Annotated in this window: 17 protein-coding genes; 9 read left to right on the top strand and 8 right to left on the bottom strand. The window is 62.2% G+C overall.

The window, feature by feature from the left end; all coding sequences use genetic code 11:
* Nucleotides 1–7 precede the first annotated feature (7 nt).
* On the bottom strand, nt 8–949 hold the full coding sequence (gene ubiA / locus LJD17_RS07585) for a 4-hydroxybenzoate octaprenyltransferase (RefSeq protein ID WP_227383539.1): 942 nt from the start codon (nt 947–949) through the stop codon (nt 8–10).
* Nucleotides 950–961: 12 nt separating this feature from the next.
* Nucleotides 962–1,432 carry a hypothetical protein gene (locus LJD17_RS07580; protein WP_227383538.1) on the bottom strand — a complete coding sequence of 157 codons (471 nt, stop codon included), beginning with the start codon at nt 1,430–1,432 and terminating at the stop codon, nt 962–964.
* A gap of 205 nt (nt 1,433–1,637) precedes the next feature.
* Between LJD17_RS07580 and LJD17_RS07575 the strand changes: the two genes are divergently transcribed.
* The 3 genes from LJD17_RS07575 to LJD17_RS07565 all read left to right on the top strand — a co-directional run bounded on the left by LJD17_RS07575 (nt 1,638) and on the right by LJD17_RS07565 (nt 5,274).
* Nucleotides 1,638–2,396 (top strand): 16S rRNA (uracil(1498)-N(3))-methyltransferase, encoded by a 759-nt coding sequence (locus LJD17_RS07575; protein ID WP_227383537.1) that lies wholly within the window; start codon nt 1,638–1,640, stop codon nt 2,394–2,396.
* Between the two features lie 170 nt (nt 2,397–2,566).
* A complete protein-coding gene (locus LJD17_RS07570; protein ID WP_227383536.1) occupies nt 2,567–3,706 on the top strand; it encodes a carboxylate-amine ligase in 1,140 nt (379 codons plus the stop codon).
* 197 nt (nt 3,707–3,903) lie between these two features.
* On the top strand, nt 3,904–5,274 hold the full coding sequence (locus tag LJD17_RS07565) for a glutamate--cysteine ligase (RefSeq protein ID WP_227383535.1): 1,371 nt from the start codon (nt 3,904–3,906) through the stop codon (nt 5,272–5,274).
* Between the two features lie 41 nt (nt 5,275–5,315).
* Here the strand turns inward: LJD17_RS07565 and LJD17_RS07560 are convergent, their stop codons facing one another.
* From LJD17_RS07560 to LJD17_RS07545, 4 genes are all read right to left on the bottom strand, one after another.
* Nucleotides 5,316–6,491: a YihY/virulence factor BrkB family protein gene (locus tag LJD17_RS07560; protein WP_227383534.1), complete on the bottom strand. Its 1,176-nt coding sequence runs from the start codon at nt 6,489–6,491 to the stop codon at nt 5,316–5,318.
* 101 nt (nt 6,492–6,592) lie between these two features.
* Nucleotides 6,593–6,907: a quaternary ammonium compound efflux SMR transporter SugE gene (sugE, locus tag LJD17_RS07555; RefSeq protein ID WP_227383533.1), complete on the bottom strand. Its 315-nt coding sequence runs from the start codon at nt 6,905–6,907 to the stop codon at nt 6,593–6,595.
* 116 nt (nt 6,908–7,023) lie between these two features.
* The gene (locus LJD17_RS07550; RefSeq protein ID WP_227383532.1) at nt 7,024–7,338 is read right to left on the bottom strand and encodes a hypothetical protein; all 315 of its coding nucleotides are present in this window, start codon (nt 7,336–7,338) and stop codon (nt 7,024–7,026) included.
* Nucleotides 7,339–7,568: 230 nt separating this feature from the next.
* On the bottom strand, nt 7,569–9,482 hold the full coding sequence (locus LJD17_RS07545) for a glycoside hydrolase family 113 (RefSeq protein ID WP_227383531.1): 1,914 nt from the start codon (nt 9,480–9,482) through the stop codon (nt 7,569–7,571).
* 220 nt (nt 9,483–9,702) lie between these two features.
* Between LJD17_RS07545 and LJD17_RS07540 the strand changes: the two genes are divergently transcribed.
* The 6 genes from LJD17_RS07540 (at nt 9,703) to LJD17_RS07515 (ending at nt 17,153) form a co-directional block, all read left to right on the top strand.
* Complete coding sequence (locus LJD17_RS07540; RefSeq protein ID WP_227383530.1) at nt 9,703–10,029, top strand: hypothetical protein; 327 nt, start codon at nt 9,703–9,705, stop codon at nt 10,027–10,029.
* Between the two features lie 65 nt (nt 10,030–10,094).
* Nucleotides 10,095–11,900, top strand: coding sequence for a DEAD/DEAH box helicase (locus LJD17_RS07535; protein ID WP_227383529.1), 1,806 nt, complete (start codon nt 10,095–10,097; stop codon nt 11,898–11,900).
* Between the two features lie 65 nt (nt 11,901–11,965).
* Nucleotides 11,966–12,211, top strand: a complete 246-nt coding sequence (locus tag LJD17_RS07530; RefSeq protein ID WP_227383528.1) for a hypothetical protein — start codon at nt 11,966–11,968, stop codon at nt 12,209–12,211.
* Nucleotides 12,212–12,431: 220 nt separating this feature from the next.
* Complete coding sequence (locus tag LJD17_RS07525; protein WP_227383527.1) at nt 12,432–13,382, top strand: alpha/beta fold hydrolase; 951 nt, start codon at nt 12,432–12,434, stop codon at nt 13,380–13,382.
* 95 nt (nt 13,383–13,477) lie between these two features.
* Nucleotides 13,478–15,874, top strand: a complete 2,397-nt coding sequence (locus tag LJD17_RS07520) for a glucose/quinate/shikimate family membrane-bound PQQ-dependent dehydrogenase (protein ID WP_227383526.1) — start codon at nt 13,478–13,480, stop codon at nt 15,872–15,874.
* Nucleotides 15,875–15,974: 100 nt separating this feature from the next.
* Nucleotides 15,975–17,153, top strand: a complete 1,179-nt coding sequence (locus tag LJD17_RS07515; protein ID WP_227383525.1) for a BaiN/RdsA family NAD(P)/FAD-dependent oxidoreductase — start codon at nt 15,975–15,977, stop codon at nt 17,151–17,153.
* 148 nt (nt 17,154–17,301) lie between these two features.
* Here the strand turns inward: LJD17_RS07515 and LJD17_RS07510 are convergent, their stop codons facing one another.
* Nucleotides 17,302–17,634: a hypothetical protein gene (locus tag LJD17_RS07510; RefSeq protein WP_227383524.1), complete on the bottom strand. Its 333-nt coding sequence runs from the start codon at nt 17,632–17,634 to the stop codon at nt 17,302–17,304.
* Nucleotides 17,635–17,832: 198 nt separating this feature from the next.
* Nucleotides 17,833–18,657: an alpha/beta fold hydrolase gene (locus LJD17_RS07505; protein ID WP_227383523.1), complete on the bottom strand. Its 825-nt coding sequence runs from the start codon at nt 18,655–18,657 to the stop codon at nt 17,833–17,835.
* Nucleotides 18,658–19,038 lie beyond the last annotated feature (381 nt).

The following is a 19,038-nucleotide window of genomic DNA, read 5'->3' as shown; positions in this document are numbered from 1 at the left end:
CAGGGCTCTAGAAAGCCCGCAGGATCGCGTCGAGGGTCATGGCGGCAAACAGGATCAGGCCCGCATCCCGGTTGGACCGGAAAAGGCGGAGAGCGCCCATCCCGTCGCTGCGGTCGATCCTGATCACCTGCCAGGCGAGGTGGGCGGCGAAGAGGCCAAGGCCCGCATAGGCCGGAAGGCCCGCGCCTGCGAGCAGGAAGGCCGGAATGAGAAAGCCAAGGGTGAGGGCGTAGCAGATGCCGACCCCCAGCCGGACCCGCTCGCCGAAGAATCGCGCGGAGGATTTGATCCCCGCGATCTCATCGTCCTCGATATCCTGGAGGGCATAGATCGTGTCGTAGCCGACGACCCAGGCGATGCTTCCCCCATAGAGCAGAAGGGCAGGGATGCCCAACGCGCCGAACGCGGCGGCCCAACCCATCAGGGCGCCCCAGGCGAAGGCAAGGCCGAGAACGATCTGAGGCATCCAGAAGAACCGCTTCATGAACGGATAAAGCGCCACTATGCCCAGTGACGCGAAACCTGTCCCAATGGCGAAGCCGTTGAACTGGAGGAGAACGGCCAAGCCGACGAAACCCTGCAGCGCCAGAAAGGCGAGCGCGCCCTTCAGGCTGACCTGTCCCGAGGGCAGGGGACGCCCGCGGGTCCGCTCCACCCGGGTATCGAGATCCCGGTCGACGATGTCGTTGTACGTACAGCCTGCCCCGCGCATGGCGACGGCGCCGATCAGGAACAGCAGGCAATGCAGGGGATTGGGCCAGGGCGCCCCACCCGCGATGGCGGCGAGCGCCGCCGACCACCAGCAGGGCAGGAGCAGAAGCCACCAGCCGATCGGCCGCTCCACCCTGGCGAGGCGCAGGTAAGGCCGGAGAGCCGCCGGCGCGAGCCGGTCGGCCCAATGGCCGCGGACGGCATCAGGCAGAGCTGCGGCGGCAGGACGCTCCGGCACAGGCGGGGCCGACTAGAGGGCGCCCTTCGGCATGCTGTAGGAGCCGGTCAGGCCACCGCCACCGAGAAGGCCGCCGGGGCCGCCGTTCTGCTGGGCCTTCTTGGCCTGCTTCTCCATTTCGGCGACCTTCGCGGCCGCGGCGCAGGCCTTGCCCTTCATGTCCACGGCGCGCTTGTGGTCTTCTTCGAAGCCCTTGGCGAACTCGTCCGGGACCTGGCACCAGGTCTTGTTGGTTTCGAGCCACTTGAGGCCGGTCGAGCCGTTGGAAACCAGCTTGGTGAAGATGCCGCAGGCGGCACGGGGATCGATCGTCTTCTTCTTCCCGCTGCCGCCGAGCTTGTTGATCTGTTGGATCAGGCTCTGGCGCTCGGACAGAAATTTCTGCGCATCCCCGCAGCCGCTCGTCTGCGCGAAGGCAGGGGCAGCCATGAAGACGCCTGCAGCGGCAAGGGCGGCAGCAAGGTGCGAACGAATAGGCAGCATCGACACATTCCCTGAATCTGGAAGCACGCGGCGGATCACGCGCCGCTGTTCCGTTAACACGTTCACTCTCTCTCGGCCAAGGGGCGAATGGTCTCGTTAGGTCAAGATGTGTTGAGGCACACCTAAATTCACGTGAACAGCGTGGCCCTCCGCCTCCCGCCGGCCGGCAGGAATTGCTAATCCTGCCTGACGTTGTGGAGTTTTCATGGCCTTATACGATTTCACTGCTCCCAGGCTCTTCGTCGATGCGCCCTTGTCCGAGGGGGCGCGTATATCGCTTGATCGGGCGCAAGCCAACTACCTCCTCAATGTCCTGCGCCTGAAGGCCGAGGATCCCGTCCTGGTGTTCAATGGGCGCGATGGGGAATGGAAGGCCGAGCTGGCCGTCGAGGGACGGAAAGCCGCCGATCTGGTCTGCGTCCTCCGCACCCGGGAGCAGACGGCCCCCTTGGATCTCATCTATGCCTTCGCGCCCCTCAAGCATGCCCGCCTCGACTATATGGTTCAGAAGGCGGTGGAGATGGGGGCCGGCGCTCTCCAGCCGCTTCTGACCCGTCGCACGCAGGCAACCAGGGTCAACCTCGATCGCATGCGGAGTAACGCCATCGAGGCAGCCGAGCAGTGCGGCATTCTGGGCCTGCCCGATGTTCGGGACGAGATGAATTTCGATAAGTTTGTCAATGGCTTGGAAAAGGACCGTGTTGTCGTCTTCTGTGACGAGGATGCCCCTGTGGCGAACCCGGTCGAGGCGCTCTCGAAAGCGCGGGAAGCACGTGGGAACAACGCGGCCAAGTTTGTCGTTATCGTGGGCCCCGAAGGGGGGTTCGTTGAGCAGGAGAGAGCGCTTGTCGCCGCCCACGAAAGATGTATCCGCGTATCGTTGGGGCCGCGAATCTTGCGCGCTGACACCGCCGCCGTCGCTGCCCTGGCCCTCGTCCAGTCCGTGTTGGGAGACTGGACATAAGGTCTTCCCCCGACGACGAGCGAAACGGATCTTTCTCTAGATACAACAGCTTAGCAGTTTCGGCTCGACCCGCCCCAATCTCGCCCCAAAAAAGGGGAGGTTGGGTATCGTCGTAGCAGGGCGATGCTTAGCACGCGTGGGCTCAAGAATAATAGTAAGAGGATTCAAGTATGGGTGGGGAATTCAGGTTCGGTATTGAGGAAGAATACTTCGTCAATGACGCCGTTAAACGGGATGTCGCCCGCGCAAGAATAAAGGAATTCTTTGCGTCCTGTCACGAAAAGCTTGAGGACGGCGTTCAGCACGAGATGCTCGAGCCTCAGGTGGAGATCGCGACAAATCCCAGCCTCGACTTCGCCGAGATGCGGACGCAGCTCACGAGGCTGCGCTCCTCGCTGGGAGAAATTGCCCGGGAGCATGGTCTTACGGTGATGGCCGCGGGCACTCATCCCCTGGCGGTCTGGTCGAGAGTTCGGCCGAGCGCGCAGCCGCGCTACGGCAAGGTGATGCACGATCTGCAGATGATCGGCAGCCGCACGGTCGTCTGCGGAATGCATGTCCATGTGGAAATCGAAGACCTTGCGACCCGCATCGACATCATGAACCGGATTCAGCCTTTCCTGCCCCTGCTTCTGGCGCTGTCCACCTCCTCGCCGTTCTGGCAGTCGCAGAGGACGGGCCTGCTCGGCTACCGGCTCGCGGCGTATCGGGAGCTGCCACGCACGGGTCTGCCGGATCTTTTCGAGGACGAGAAGGACTACCAGCGTTATATCGACACTTTGGTGGCCGCTCGTGCGATCGAGAATTCGAGCTATGTGTGGTGGCTGATCAGGCCGTCCTTGAAGCATCCGACTCTGGAGCTGCGGGTGGCTGACAGCTGCACGCGCCTTGACGATACCCTGGCGATTGCCGCCCTGTACCGCTGCCTCGTCAGGCACCTGAGTTTCGACAAGAAGCTCAATGCCGGGCAGACGGGCGCGTCCCGGGCCATCAACGACGAAAACAGCTGGCGCGCCCAGCGCTACGGCATTCACGGGAGCTTCGTCGACGAGGCCTCCCGCAGCGCCAAGCCGGTGCGGCAGATGCTTGACGAAACCCTCGCGCTCGTGGCGGAGGACGCCGAGGCCCTCGGGTGCCGGCGGGAACTCGACCTGTGCCGATGGATCATCGCACGGGGAACCAGTGCCGACCGGCAGCTGATGCTGTTTACGGAGGCGGTCGGCCGGGGCCTTTCGAACCGCGATGCACTCTTCGGCGTGGTGGACTGGCTCGCCGCCGAGACGGTGGGCGAAAACATGGTCCGGCACTGACTCGGACGGCGTGAGGGCGTTTCCGGAGCAGGCCTGACCTGAAAGGAGCCTCGGCCCGATCGGGGCCGAGGCGTCGACAACGGTGGAGCGCTCGTGCATTCTCGGCCGATCGCTCATTGCAGCTTGTCCGTAACCCGCCTATCTAGACGCGACCTGAGTCGGCGCGCCTTGAACGCGCTTTTTTGATGAGGTGATTCATGGCGCGGGACGTATCCGATACGACCCCTCTCGGCGCACGCGCCGAGCTTGTCGACTGGATAGCATCCGGTGAGAAGCCGCGGGACCAATGGCGGCTCGGCACCGAGCATGAAAAGGTCCCGTTCTATACGCAAGACGCGTCCCCGGTCCCTTACGAAGGGACGAAGGGCATTCGCGCGCTCCTCGAGGGGCTCCAGGAAATCACGGGCTGGGAAGCCATCCTGGAAAACGGTCTGCCGATCGGCCTTTTCGATGAGGAAGAGGGCGGCGCCATCTCCCTGGAGCCCGGTGGTCAGTTCGAGCTGTCGGGCGCACCCCTGAAGACGCTCCATGAAACGGCATCGGAGACGGCACGCCACCTCGAGCAGGTCAAAGCCGTAGGGCGGCGGCTCGGAATGGGCTTTCTGACCCTTGGCATGAGCCCGCAGTGGACCCGCGCCGAAACACCCGTCATGCCGAAGGCACGGTATGGCATCATGACCGAATACATGCCGAAGGTCGGCAATCTCGGGCTCGACATGATGTACCGCACGGCGACCGTGCAGGTGAATATGGACTACGCGTCGGAAAGCGACATGGTGAAGAAGCTGCGCGTATCGCTTGCGCTTCAGCCGGTCGCGGCCGCGATCTTTGCGAATTCTCCGTTCACGGATGGAAAACCGAACGGCTTCCTGTCCCGTCGCTCCGCCATCTGGCTCGATACGGATGGCGACCGCACCGGCATGATGGACTTCGCCTTCGAGGATGGTTTCGGCTACGAGCGCTACGTGGACTGGGCTCTCGATGTGCCGATGTACTTCGTGAAGCGGGATTCCACTTATCATAACGTGGCCGGCGCCTCCTTCCGGGACCTGTTCGCCGGCAAGCTCGCGCAACTGCCCGGAGAGCGCGCGACGCGTTCCGACTGGGCCAACCACGTCTCGACCCTTTTCCCGGAGGTGCGCCTCAAGCGCTATCTGGAAATGCGCGGCGCCGATGTCGGACCGCTCGAGCAGATCACGGCCTTGTCGGCGTTCTGGACGGGGCTGCTATATGACGACGCGTCCCTGGATGGGGCTTGGGAACTGGTGAAGGGCTGGAGTGCGGCGGAGCGCAATCAACTGCGCGCCGATGTGCCGAAGCAGGCCTTGAAGGCGCGCATCGGCGGACGGACCGTGCATGATATCGCCCGCGACGCCCTTGCTCTCTCGCAGGCCGGACTTCAACGCCGCGCCTTCAAGGACGAAGCGGGCCAGGATGAAACGCACCACCTCGCTTATGTGGAGCAGATCATCGAATCGGGGCGCACGCCGGCGGAGCATCTCCTCGATCTCTATCACGGCGCCTGGGGCGGATCCGTGCGTCCGGCTTTCCGGGAGTGCGTCTTCTAGAACCTCACTCGAGGCTCAGGATATCGGTCCAGTCGAAGGGATCACGCCTTCGACTGACCGACCGTGTCCGCCATCTTCGCTCCGCGAGTGCCGAGGGGCTGATGGGGACCTTCGGTCGTATCCTTTGCGGTCTGATGCTCCATCTCCGCATTCGCTTCTGCGCCGACCAGAATGATCATGGTGGAAATCCAGATCCACGTCATGAAGCCGATCACGGCGCCGAGCGATCCATAGGTTTCGTTGTAGCTGCCGAAGCTCGCGACGTACCACGAGAAGAGCATGGAGCCGACCAACCACAGCACCGATGCCGCGATGCTGCCCGGTGTGACCCAGCGCCACTTCGGATTGTCGCGGCTGGGTCCGTAGCGATAGATCAACGCAAGGCCAAACACGATCCCGATGAGCAGCGCCGGCCAGCGCAGGACGGAGACCAGAGTTTCCGCCCATGGCCCCAGGCCCAGATAGTCGAGAACGATCGGCAGCACGACCACCATCCCGAGGGCCACAAGCAGGAAGACGATCGCCCCAAGAGTGAAGGACAGGGAGACGACGTTCAACATGATGAAGGAGCGCTTTTCCGGCTCCTCATAGACGATGTTGAGGGCATCGAAGATCGATTTCATGCCCGCATTGGCGCTCCACAGGGCAATCACCAAGCTGATGATGAAGCTGATGCTCAGCGTTCCGGCGCCCTTGCTGGCGATGCGCGTGACCTGTTCGCCGATAATCTCGAGCGCTCCACTGGGCATAAAGCCCGAGAGAGTGGTCAAATGTTCCTGGATCGTCGCCGGATCGGCAAATAGTCCGTAGATGGAAACAAGCGCGGTGATGGCGGGAAAGATGGCCAAGAGCGCGTAAAACGTAACACCGGCGGCGACCAGCATGACCCGGTCATGCTGGATACGCTCGTAGACGCGCCAGAGAATGTCTTTCCAGCCCTGCGCGGGGATTTCCGTCGGCTTGTCCGCCTGACGGCCCCGTCCGCTGTCGGCCGCCTCAGCGCGGCTTCCCTCCGTCCGGGCACCGAACCCGGTTCCTTGCCGCGTCCCCTGCTGCGTCCCTTGCCGCGCAGGAGCCGCCCGCCCGGCCGGGGAGGCCGCTTCCTGCGATCGGCCCCCTAGGGTGACAAGCCGTACGACAGTCCAGCCGAGGAGAACGAGCCATGCGGTTGACGTCAGCGATGTCGGTGATGGCTTACTCGTACCTTGAAGTGACATGTCGCGGTCCTGTTGGAATGGTGTGTCTCCAACCTCCCAACAGGATGCACAGTTCCACGGACACGCTCGGCGGGAACGGCTGACCGGGTTCGCTGCTTCAGCTATACCGCGAATTTGAGGCCGAGAATCCCGGCGACGATCAGGCCGATACAGGCAAGGCGGGCCGCCGTGGCGGGTTCGCCGAGGAGATAGATGCCAAGGAGAGCGGTGCCCACGGTTCCGATTCCGGTCCAGACCGCGTAGCCGGTTCCAACCGGAAGAGTTTTGAGCGCCAGACCGAGAAGCAGGACGCTGATGATCATGCTCACGATGGTGAAGACCGATGGGCCGACCCGCGTGAAGCCTTCCGTATATTTCAGCCCGATCGCCCAACCGACCTCGAACAGACCGGCGAGCACAAGTAGGATCCATGCCATGACAGGACCTCCGTCGATGGCAGGGCCGTCCCTACCGGGGTGCTGGATGAGGCGGGGTCGTCCCCACTGCCCCGATATACGCATCCTTTGGCGGTGTTCAAGCCAAGTTTGGCTGATCAGTCATCTGTCGGATGGGGCGCCTGAAGGGATTGAAGGGGATTGAAGGGGGCGTAGGTTTGGTGTTTCCAGGCATCGCCGCAATTCACGCATATGGACCGAACGGAGTAATCGGCCTGCTCCATCCGCTTCAGCAGACGCTCCTGCCGGGCTTGCGCCTCCGTATCGGCCTCGTACCCGGATGGCTTGACGGTCAGAAACAGGGGATTGGACGGGGTGCCTGAGCTTTCCTGACCCACTGCAGGGCTTAAAAGCACCGCCGCGATGCCCAGACCGGCAATTCTTCCCACAAAGGCACGGCGGCATCCCGGCATTGAAAAAACTCTCGTTATGGCAAATCGTCTGAACATTAAAAAAGCTGCTTCGAAAAGTGTCGCATGATTGCCGGATTAATCAAAGGACTCTCGCGGATTCGGCGCGACAGGATCTTCATTTCGTAGCGTCATCGTTGGTGATGGAGAGCTTGGTGATGAGGCACGAGGGCCTCCTCGTGAAAGCTTGGCCATGGCAAAGCATGCTTTTCGGTTTCCACGGTCAGGCCTTCTCAGATGATTTTGAAGTCGTCGACGGTCATCTTGAGCTTCTTGGACAGCGTGGCGATTTCCATCGCCTTGCCCTTGCCCGAGCCGTCGGCGTCATAGAAGAGCACGCCCTTCTTGTTGTCGTAGATCAGATAGTCGTTCTTGTCCTTGGCGTGGTCGCCGATGGTGAAGAACGCCTTGTTGAGCTTGCCCGGCTTCAGTTCAGTGCCCTTGCCGAGCTTCTTGAAGATGGCGTTGTCGAGCCAGATCGTGTCGTCCTTGACGTTGAAGTCGGCGATCTTGTCGAGGTTGGTCTTCTTGTTCAGCTTGGTGTTGAACACGAACACGTCCTTGCCCGCGCCGCCAGAAAGCTTGTCGTTGCCCAGGCCACCCCACAGCTTGTCGTCGCCGCCACGGCTGCGCAGCGTGTCGTTGCCCGCCAAGCCGAAGATCAGCTCGGCACGGTCCTGGCCCGTCAGCACGTCGTTGCGGGCGGTTCCGCGCAGCACCGCGGGTGAGGCATCGCCGTTGGAAGGAGGAGGGGTCGGGGTGCCGCCCGACGGCGGCGGGGTGGTGCCGAATGTGCCAAGGTCCAGCGTCTGGTCGCTGAACTGGGCGATCTGGATGCTTTTGAGATGATCGCTGCCGTCCTGCCCCGAGCGGGTGTCGGTGACGGTGAAGCTGCCATCCGCGTTTTTGACCATGATGTATTGGGCTTTGGTTCCGGAGAACACCGCGACGTTGATCCCGCTGCCGCCTTCCAGCGTGTCGTCGCCGCTCCCGCCGGTCAGGCGGTCGTCTCCGGCGCCACCCCAAAGGGAGTCGCTCCCTCCGGCTCCGTTCAGAACGTCGTTGTGATAGCCGCCATCGAGTTTCTCGGCCAGTGCCGTTCCGTTCCGCGTCAGGCCCGTCACATGCGCGGGGCTCGAATATCCTGCGGTCAGAACCGCATTGGCGGGTTTGTTCTGCGGGGTGAAGTCGGTCTTCTGGACGCCGTGCGCCACCGGATCCTCAAACGGGTGGTAGCTCCACAGGAAGGCGCCATCGAGCCATTGTCCCCCATGGTTTTCCATCACTTTGAAAAGAGCATCGTAAGCGTCCCTCTGCTCTTGTTCATCGACGGTTCCGCCATCGGCCCAGCGGCCGGGATCCTTGGCGGTTCCATCAAGGCTGCGATAGCCGATTTCCGTGAAGATGATCTTCTTGCCGTACTGCTCCGAAACGCCACGATAGAAATCCACCACGGACTTGCCGCCGTAAAGATCGTGCACGTAGGAATTGCTCGAAGGCTCGGTCCAGCCACGGACGAGATCGTCGACCGTCGGGTTGTTGACCAACGTCAGCGGCACGTAGCCGTCTATGCCGATATAGTCCACCTTGTCCCAGAAGCTGACGGTTTTCACCTCGTCATAGGTCGACGCATAGGTGACGAGGCCATGGTAGACGCTGCGAACGGCGTTGATCAGATCGACCCATTTGTCGCGGTAGGCGGCACCGCTCATGCTCTTGAGTTCGGTGCCGATGCACAGCATCGGCGCGCCGGTTTCCTCGGCCAGCTGGGCGTACTGGAGAATCATCCCTTTGTAGTTCTGGAACCAGAGGTTCGGGTCGGTCGGCGCGATTTCCGCGCGCCATGTGTAATCCATCGACTCGACGTGCGGCTTGAGCATCACCTGCATGCCGCGCGATGTGACATCGGCCATGGCCGCCTTCGTCTGGGCGAAGGTCTCGCTCTTGAAGTTCGGGACGTCCGCCAGGCCCATGGTGTTGCTGGTCTTGTCCGGCATGAAGAACGACGGGATGATCGCGACCGAGTTGGCGCCGGTGTCCTTGATCCGGTCGAAGGCGACATCCGCCGTCGTGGTGCCCCAGTTCCCACCCCAGTAGGAGGGCAGGCTGATCCCTTCCCACGTGAAGATCTGCTCGCTCGCCATCATCCGGCTCCTCAAATCGCTCCATCCCTATTATGGTATAGCATATCAAAATACTTGTCCTGCGGTGGTTTGTCCGGAATTACCGTAAGGTGACCTGTTCAGAGAGAGCCTCAGCCTGTAAGGAAAGCCCTAGCTCGCTGCAAAAGTTGGCAATCATTGACCGGAATGGCGGGCATCTGCGTTGATGCCTTGGAGCTGCTTCCCACCTTGAGAAGGATATCGCATGTTTACTCTTGAAATCGCCGGCAAGGCGGTCGCCATTACGAATGCCGATGAGGGTCAGGCCAAGGAACTCTTCACGAGCGAGGAATTCCAGGAGGACCTCCGGTCCTTCACGAGCGACGGACAGCCTCTCTGGGACGGGGCAGCGTCTTTCAACGTTCGTGCCGCATCCGAGGAAGAAATCGAGGCCTTCGAAGACGCCATGGCCGAGGATGACGAGGAATGGAGCAACGAGGACGAAGATGAAGATGAGGGCGATGACGAGACCGGCATCGACGTGATGTTCCTTGTTGCCGTGGACGACATGGACGATCAGGACGACGCCTGATCCCCGTTTCGTTTCTCGTTAGCCCATCTCTTTCTGCAAAAGGAGCGGCTCTGAGCCGCGTGTCCATGCCATTTCCGAAAACCAATCCCAGCCTCGAACGTGCCCTGGCCGATCGCGGCTATAGCGAACCGACCCCCGTTCAGGCTGCCGTCCTCCAGTCGGAGGCGGATGGACGGGACCTTCTGGTCTCAGCTCAGACCGGGTCTGGCAAGACCGTTGCTTATGGCTTGGCGCTGGCGAGTACGTTGCTGGGAGAGGCGGAACGGTTCGGTCCGCCCGCGGAGCCGCTGGCTCTGATCATTGCCCCGACTCGCGAGCTGGCCCTTCAAGTCCATCGCGAGTTGATTTGGCTCTATGGGCCTGCCGGCGCGCGGGTCGCGTCCTGCGTCGGCGGAATGGACGTGCGGCGCGAGCAGCGTGCGCTGGCGGACGGGTGCCATATCGTCGTCGGTACGCCGGGCCGCCTGCGCGACCACTTGGAGCGCGGGCGTCTCGATACGTCACACATGCAGGCGGTCGTCCTGGACGAAGCGGACGAGATGTTGGACCTCGGTTTCCGCGAGGACCTCGAGTTCATTCTCGACGCAACGCCGGAAGAGCGCCGAACGCTTCTGTTCTCGGCCACTATTCCGCGCAACATCGCCACGCTTGCAAGGCGCTACCAGCGCGATGCCCTGCGGATCGATACGCTGGTGGAAAACCAGCAGCACGGGGATATCGAGTACCGGGCCCTGCGTGTTGCTCCCAACGAGACCGAGCTTGCGGTCGTCAACGTGCTGCGGTTCTTCGAAATGCGGGGCGCGATGGTGTTCTGCCATACCCGCGAGACGGTCAGGCACCTTCATGCGAGCTTGGTGGAGCGCGGCTTTTCGGCGGTTTCCCTGTCGGGCGAGCTGACCCAGAGCGAGCGCAGCCATGCGCTTCAGGCTCTGCGGGACGGACGGGCCCGGGTTTGCGTCGCGACCGACGTCGCGGCGCGCGGGATCGACCTGCCGGACCTCGGCCTCGTGATCCATGCCGACTTGCCGAACGACCCTGAAACGCTTCTTCATCGAAGCGGCCGCACGGGGCGCGCCGGCCGTAAAGGCGTCTGTGTCATTCTGGTGCCCTATACCCGCCGCCGTAAAGCCGAGCGCTTGCTCGACGATGCGGGTATCGATGTGACCTGGGCTGGTCCTCCCTCCGCCGATGAGATCCGCAAGCGTGATCGGGAGCGTGTCCTTCAGGATCCTTCTTTCACTGAGGAGGTCTCCGAAGAGGATGTCGCGATGGCGGAGGCGCTTCTTACCGAACGCTCTCCGAAAGACATCGCGACCGCCTTTGCGCGCGTTCTTCGCGCCCGGTTGCCGGAACCGGAGGAGATTTTCGATTCAGGTCCCGAGCGTGGACCGCGCGAGCGGCCCGACAAGCGCGCCCGGGACAAGGAGCGAGACACGAATCGAACCCGAGAGGGCCGCGAAGCCTATGGCGGCGGAGCCGACATGGTGTGGTTCCGCATGAGCGTCGGGCGCCGCAACAATGCCGATCCTCGCTGGCTGCTGCCGATCATCTGCCGTCTCGGCCATGTGACCAAGAAGGAAATCGGCACGATCCGCATCTTTGATCAGGAAACCAAGTTCGAGATCGCCCAATCGATTGCGTCGAAGTTCGCCGCCGCCGTGCGCAAGGCGAACGATGAGGACATTCGCATCGAGCCGTCCGACGCACCGGGAGGGGGGCGCGGAGGTGATGGCGAGGGACGCAAGGGCCCTCCGAAGAAAGCCGGCTTCAAGGGACATGGTCCAAAGGCTTATGCCGGTGGCCGCGACAAGCCTCCGCCGCGGGGGGACAAGCCTCGGCGGCCGCCTCATAAAAAAGACAAGCGCGGCTGAGGGACGGAACGAGCCCTCCTGTGTCTTCGTTGAGCATCCAGGCGTCTCGACGGAGGAACCCTGTCATGGTGACGAAGGAGGAGCTTGAGGCGCGAGCCTCGGTTGCATTCGAACGTGCCGGTGTTCACCTCGAAAGCGGGCAGATCGACTGGAATCACGCAGAGAAGTTCGATTCCCTGCGTGAAGCGTTGCATTGGGCCATGACGGCAGAGCCACCTCCCGGCAAGGACCCCTATGTGCTCACGGCTTCGGGTCGCGTGCTCGATCCGGACATGCTTGAGCAGATTTGGGCGAGCGTTCAGGGACCTTGACTGTTCTGAGGCAGTGCGTCGTTCCTTGGCTGTTGCGCCGCAGCAACCTCTCCGCTCATGGTGCGTTCGTTCCCTGTGACCAGGGAGATCTCCTATGCGCAATCGAATCGGGAAGAAGAAAAACCGCCGGGCCGTAACAGGCTCGCGCCAAGGCTCAGCTCGGCGCGGAAAGCCAGGCCCTTCATGGCTTGTCCCGGCTCTAGCCGGAGGAACGGCGGCGTTGGCCGGCGCATCTCTCTACGTCCGCAAAATGACCGCCGATGCCGAGCGCGAGCATCCTCCTGTCGGCCGCTTCATGAATGTCGATGGCGTTCGCCTTCATTATATCGAGCGGGGGAAGGGCGATCCTCTTGTGCTCCTTCACGGCAACGGCTCTCTCATCCAGGATTTTATGGTGAGCGGAATCGTCAATCGCCTTGCCAAGGATCATCGCGTCATCGTGTTCGACCGTCCCGGCTTCGGTTACAGCTCACGGCCGCGCCGCCTGTGGACACCGCGGGCCTATGCACGTTTCTTTGCCGAGGCCTTGAGGCTTCTTAACGTCAAGAACGCAACGGTTCTCGGGCATTCCTGGGGGACGTTGATCGCACTTGCCATGGCGCTTGAAACGCCTGCGCTGGTAAGAGGCCTCGTCCTGCTGTCCGGGTACTATTATCCGACCGCCCGCGCCGACGTGGTTCTTTTTTCGCCACCGGCCATTCCTGGGATCGGTGATCTCATGCGGCATACGGTTTCGCCTATCGTGACCCAGCTGATCCTGCCGAAACTCCTGCGAAAGATCTTTGCTCCTGCGCCTATCCCCCAACGCTTCGATGAGTTGTTTCCAAAAGCTCTCATCCTGCGTCCTCTCCACCTGCGCGCCGCATCTGAAGACACCGCGCTCATGATTCCTGCCGCAATGGAATTGCAGCGCTACTATCCGGAGATCACCGTTCCGACCGTCATTCTGGCCGGAGGAGACGACGAGATCATCGACACGCACCGGCAATCCGAGCGGCTCCAGAATGATCTGCCGAACAGCGTCTTCATGGCGCTGCCTGGCCTTGGCCATATGATTCATCACATGAATCCGGACGCGGTCATTCAGGCGGTGGATGGCGTTGCGGCTCGTGCGAGAACGCGCCCGAATGCAGCGGTGTCGAGGCGCTTGCACGAAGTCCGTGCTGTCTGAGTCGACGGAATCCGCGTCGATGCCGCGATCGGGAAAGGAAACTCTTCTCTTGCCTTAAGCGTTGTCTGCCGTTTCCGCAGCCCCGGAGATCCGCCATGCCCGCAGTGGAACGAACGGCCTTGTTTCCCCGGATCGTCGGCGGCGGTCTCGTTCTGCTCGGCCTGGCCGTTCTGGGTGCTGGCGGTTGGCTCGTGAGCCTTGGCGGCTCCTGGTACTACGTGGCGGCGGGAGTGGCGTTCCTTGCCACGGGTTTTCTGCTCATCCTGAGGCGTCGTGAAGCGCTATGGCTCTATGCGCTCTTCGTGCTCGGCACTTTGGCGTGGGCCGTCGCGGAGATCGGCTTCGACTGGTGGCAGCTTGCTCCCCGCGGCGACGTGGTGTTCATCATTGGCTTGGTGCTGCTCCTGCCCTGGGTCGTGCGTCCCTTGGCTGACGCCGCCCAGGCGCGCCCATGGCGTTCTGTAGCCCTGCCGCTGGTCGGCGCCTTGGCCATCGCGGCGGTCGTGGGGCTGGTGGCCTTGTTCTCGGATTATCATACCACCGAGGGAACGCTGCCGATGGATCAGGCCGCGGCCACGCAGCGTGACTACGCTGGCGTTCCCGACGGGGATTGGCACGCTTGGGGCCGTTCTTCCTATGGCGACCGCTATTCACCCCTTGCCACGATCACACCCGGCAATGTGCAGAACCTCAAGGTGGCTTGGACTTACCGCACGGGAGATATTCGGGGCCCCAAGGATCCTCAGGAGACCACCTACGAGGTCACGCCCCTGAAGGTCGGCGATACGCTTTATCTTTGTACGCCACACGATTTTGCGATCGCTCTCGATGCGGAAACGGGACAGGAGCGCTGGCGGTACGATCCGAAAATTCGCCAATCGGAGGGGCTTCAGCATCTCACCTGTCGCGGCGTTGCCTATCACGCGGCATCCCCTGACAATCCGCCTCCCAACGGAGAGTGTCCGCGCCGTATTCTTCTCCCCACCGCTGATGCCCGTCTCATTGCGCTGAATGCGGAGAATGGACAGCCGTGCCCAAGCTTCGGCGACAACGGGCATGTCGATCTATGGACCGGCATGCCCGACCTGCAGCCGGGATTCTACTATTCGACATCGCCGCCCGTGGTCACGAAGAACCTCGTGATCGTTGCCGGCAACGTCAGCGACAACGTATCCACTACCGAGCCTTCAGGGGTCATTCGCGGTTATGACATCTATACGGGACGGCTCGTGTGGAACATGGATCCCGGTAAGCCGGAACAGACGGAGCCCATCGGACCCGGCCAAACCTATACGCACAATTCCCCCAACAGCTGGAGCGTTTCCAGCGCCGATGAAGCACTCGGGATGGTCTACCTGCCCATGGGCAATGCCACGCCCGATCAATGGGGCGGGCGGCGGACCGAGAACATGGAGCGCTTTTCGAGCTCCATCCTGGCGCTCGACATCGCGACCGGAAAGGTTCGCTGGGTCTTTCAGACGGTTCACCATGACCTTTGGGACATGGATATCGGCTCGCAGCCGAGCCTCGTCGATCTGAAGCGCAACGGCGAGACTGTTCCGGCTCTCGTCGCGCCGACGAAACAGGGCGGGATCTACATCCTCGACCGGCGCAACGGACAGCCGATTTTTCCCGTCGACGAAAAGCCGGTGCCTCAGGGAGCCGCCGAAGGCGACCGGACTTCGCCCACGCAACCTTTCTCCTCCGTGTCATTCACGCCGTCCGACCCTCTGCGCGAACGCGACATGTGGGGCGCGACGATGTTCGACCAGCTCGCGTGCCGCATCCAGTTCCGGCAGCTGCGGTATGAGGGCATCTTTACGCCGCCTTCCACGAAAGGCTCGCTGGTCTATCCCGGGAATTTCGGCGTGATCGATTGGGGCGGCATCGCGGTGGATCCCGTTCGTCAGATCGCCTTCGCCAACCCGAGCTATATGGCCTTCGTGTCGCGGCTCGTACCGCGCGAGCAGGCGCCGCGGCAAAGTCCGCAGGAGCCATCGGGCGGCTCGGATATTCAGGGTTCGCAGGAAACCGGCAGCGTCAATCCGAATTACGGCGCCCCTTTCGCCGTGGACCTTCATGCGTTGCTGTCGCCCATCGGCCTTCCGTGCCAGGCTCCCCCGTGGGGATATGTGGCGGGCCTCAACTTGAGAAATGGCCAGATCGCCTGGATGCGCAAGAACGGAACCGTACGGGATTCCTCGCCGTTGCCGTTGCCTTTCAAGATGGGGGTGCCGAGCCTCGGAGGCCCGATCATGACCGCAGGCGGAGTGGCGTTCCTCACCTCGACGCTGGACTATTATGTGAGGGCCTACGATGTCGCGACAGGGCGGCAGCTTTGGCAGGATCGCCTCCCGGCCGGCGGACAGGCGACCCCGATGACGTATTTGTCTCCCAAAAGCGGGCGGCAGTTCGTCGTGGTGGTGGCAGGCGGCCACGGTTCTCTCGGAACGAAGGCGGGCGATTCGATCATCGCCTATGCGCTGCCTTGAGGCCGATCCGGCTTGCCGAAAAGGGGTGCACTCATTACGACAGCGCCGGAAGGCGCCGCCATAGGGAACCGGCACGCCGTCTGGAAGGTAGCGGCGAAACGTGAAGCAAGTCGATGTCGTGGTGATCGGCGCCGGTGCGGCGGGGATGATGTGCGCTATTGAGGCGGCAAAGCGCGGACGTTTTGTCCTCGTTGTCGACCATGCCGACGCGCCCGGTGAGAAGATCCGCATTTCCGGTGGCGGCAGGTGCAACTTCACGAACCTGAACGCTTCACCGCGGAACTACATCTCCCAGAACCCGAGTTTCTGCATTTCCGCTCTCCGGCGCTACACGCAGCATGACTTCATCGCCCTGGTTGAGCGCTACGGCATCGCCTATCACGAGAAAACCCTCGGCCAGCTTTTCTGCGATGGCTCTTCACGGCAGATCGTCGATCTACTGGTGAACGAGATGAAGGCTCACGGAGCCATGCTTCGTGTCAATACCGTGGTCGAGGCGGTTGAAAGGGAAGAGCAGGGCTTCCGGTTGCGTCTCACTCAAGGCAACGTGTCGTGCCGTTCCCTCGTCGTCGCATCGGGAGGAAAATCCATCCCCAAGATGGGGGCCACGGGTTTCGGCTATGAGCTTGCGCAGCAATTCGGCATTCAGGTGACCGACACGAGGCCCGCCCTCGTCCCTCTGACGCTGGAGCCGAACCTTCTCGAGCGGTTGAAGCCGCTCGCCGGCGTGTCCGTCGATGCGGTTGCGAGCTGCGGCAAAACACAGTTCCCGGAAGCCATGCTGTTTACCCATCGCGGCTTGAGCGGCCCGGCCATCTTGCAGATCTCATCCTATTGGCGGGAAGGGGACGAGATCAGCATTGCGATGCTTCCGTCGACCGATCTGTTCGGTGAGTTGCGAGCTGCGCGTGCATCGAACGGGCGCCAAGCCGTGCAGACCGTCCTTGGCAATTTTCTTCCGAAGCGTCTGGCACAGCTAATCGCGGAAACCGAGAAAGTCGGCGGCAACCTTGCCGACCTCTCCGATAAGGTCCTGCGTCGTGTCAGCGATGCGGTCAATCACTGGCGCTTCAAACCTGCAGGCTCCGAGGGATATCGCACGGCCGAGGTGACTCTTGGAGGCGTCGATACGAACGCTCTCGATTCGCGAACCATGGAGGCAAAGGCCGTGCCGGGCCTCTTCTTCATCGGCGAGGTCGTAGATGTGACGGGCTGGCTCGGAGGCTATAACTTTCAGTGGGCGTGGTCGTCCGGCTGGTGCGCCGGACAGGTGGCCTGATCGAGAGCGGAGCAGGAGCCATCCGGCTCGGTCGTCGAACGGCCGCGGTAACCCGGGACGCCGGCTCCAATGGAGCTCATGGCCGAGCTTGTCGTGTCCAGGCGCGAGCTTTGCGGCCGGGCACGACAGGTCACGGGGCGATCATACTTTATCGGCGGTTTTGGTAAGCGTTGGCCCGATATGTGTCCGGATTCGTGGTCTGCGATCCGCTTGCGTTCGGAACCGGAGGCCTGGGTGTCCAGCCGCGATTCACGCTGCCGGTGCTCGTGACGGCACGGTGCTTGCGGGTCGCCTGCCGCTTCTTCATCTTCGGTTGCGACATCTTCTGTTGACCCATCTGGGGCTGGTTGGCTGTCGCACCATAGGTTTGCGGACTGGTCGTCTGCGAACCGCTGGCATTGGGCACAGGGGTCTGCGCCATCGCGCCGGCGCCTATGACGAAGGCTGCCGCAGCAATTGTCGTGACTAGAAGACCACGCATGTCATCACTCCTCCATTGGGGCACGGTTATCGGAGCAGGGGCCCCGCTCGATGAGGAGCCAACGCGAAGCGGGGCCGAGAGTTGCAGCGGTCAATGGCAAAGTCGGAGGGCGTCGGCGGTCAAGCTGGCGGCCGATCCCCGGACATTCGACTGCCGGGACGGAAAGGCTTCAGAGGCCTTTCCGTCCCGGTCTTTCACTTACGAAGCCTGAATGAAGGCGAGAAGGTCGGGATTGATGATGTCCGCATGGGTCGTGCACATCCCGTGCGGGAGTCCCGGGTAAACCTTGAGCGTGCCGTTCTTCAGGATCTTTGCCGACAAGAGCGCGGAATCGGCAATCGGGACGATCTGGTCATCGTCGCCATGCATGACCAGAACCGGCACGTCGATGGCTTTCAGATCCTCATTGAAGTCGGTTTCCGAGAAGGCCTTGATGCATTCGTAATGGGCATTGGCGGCACCCATCATGCCCTGTCGCCACCAGTTTTGGCGGATTGGCTCCGAGATCTGCGCGCCTTCACGATTGAAGCCATAGAAGGGGATCGGCACATCCCAGTAGAATTTGGCGCGGTTCGCGGCAAGCTGCTTGCGGAAATCGTCGAACACCTCAAGCGGAAGCCCGCCGGGATTCTTGTCCGACTTGACCATGATCGGAGGAACAGCGCCGATCAGCACGGCTTTTGCAACGCGCCCTTTGCCGTGACGGGCAACATAGCGGGCCACTTCTCCGCCGCCGGTGGAGTGGCCGACATGAATGGCATCTCTCAAATCGAGAGCCTGTGCCAGCGCCGCCACGTCCGCCGCGTAGGTGTCCATTTCATGGCCGCTGTCGGTTTGGCTGGAGCGGCCATGGCCACGCCGGTCGTGGGCGATGACGCGATAGCCTTGACGGAGGAAGAATATCATCTGGGCGTCCCAGTCGTCCGCGCTCAATGGCCAGCCGTGATGAAACACGATGGGCTGCCCCTTTCCCCAGTCCTTGTAGAAAATCTGGGCGCCATCCTGGGTCGTGATCGTAGGCATGTGAAGGTCCCCTTGTTGGCCGGCTGTGACCGGCTGGTGGTGATATCGCCGCCGCATGCCGCGCGACGACCTCTAAAGGCCCTATGATCGCTCAGGGCCTTCATCCTTGCTGCCCTCGAGACTGCAGGCGGTGAAGAAATCTCTCGGGCGGCTTTTCCCCGAACCTAGGATAAGTTTGTGGGCTTACCCGAAGGCTTCTGAGGAAATGATTCGCAATCTATGCAAAAATGATGGGCGGCTGTGTGACATGCCTCGCTCTTCCGAGAAAAGCTCCAGGGAGCACTCGCGCCTGTGAAGCCCCTCGCCTGACAGGGCTCCCACCAGAGGGGTCGCTCTTCGGCGTCCGCACCGTTATAGGAGCACCGGCAGACCAGCAGGGAT

Source organism: Microvirga rosea, from assembly GCF_020595095.1.
Taxonomy (GTDB): Bacteria; Pseudomonadota; Alphaproteobacteria; order Rhizobiales; family Beijerinckiaceae; genus Microvirga; species Microvirga rosea.
The sequence above is the reverse complement of the archived record's forward strand: the minus strand, read 5'-3'. Positions and strand labels throughout refer to the sequence as shown.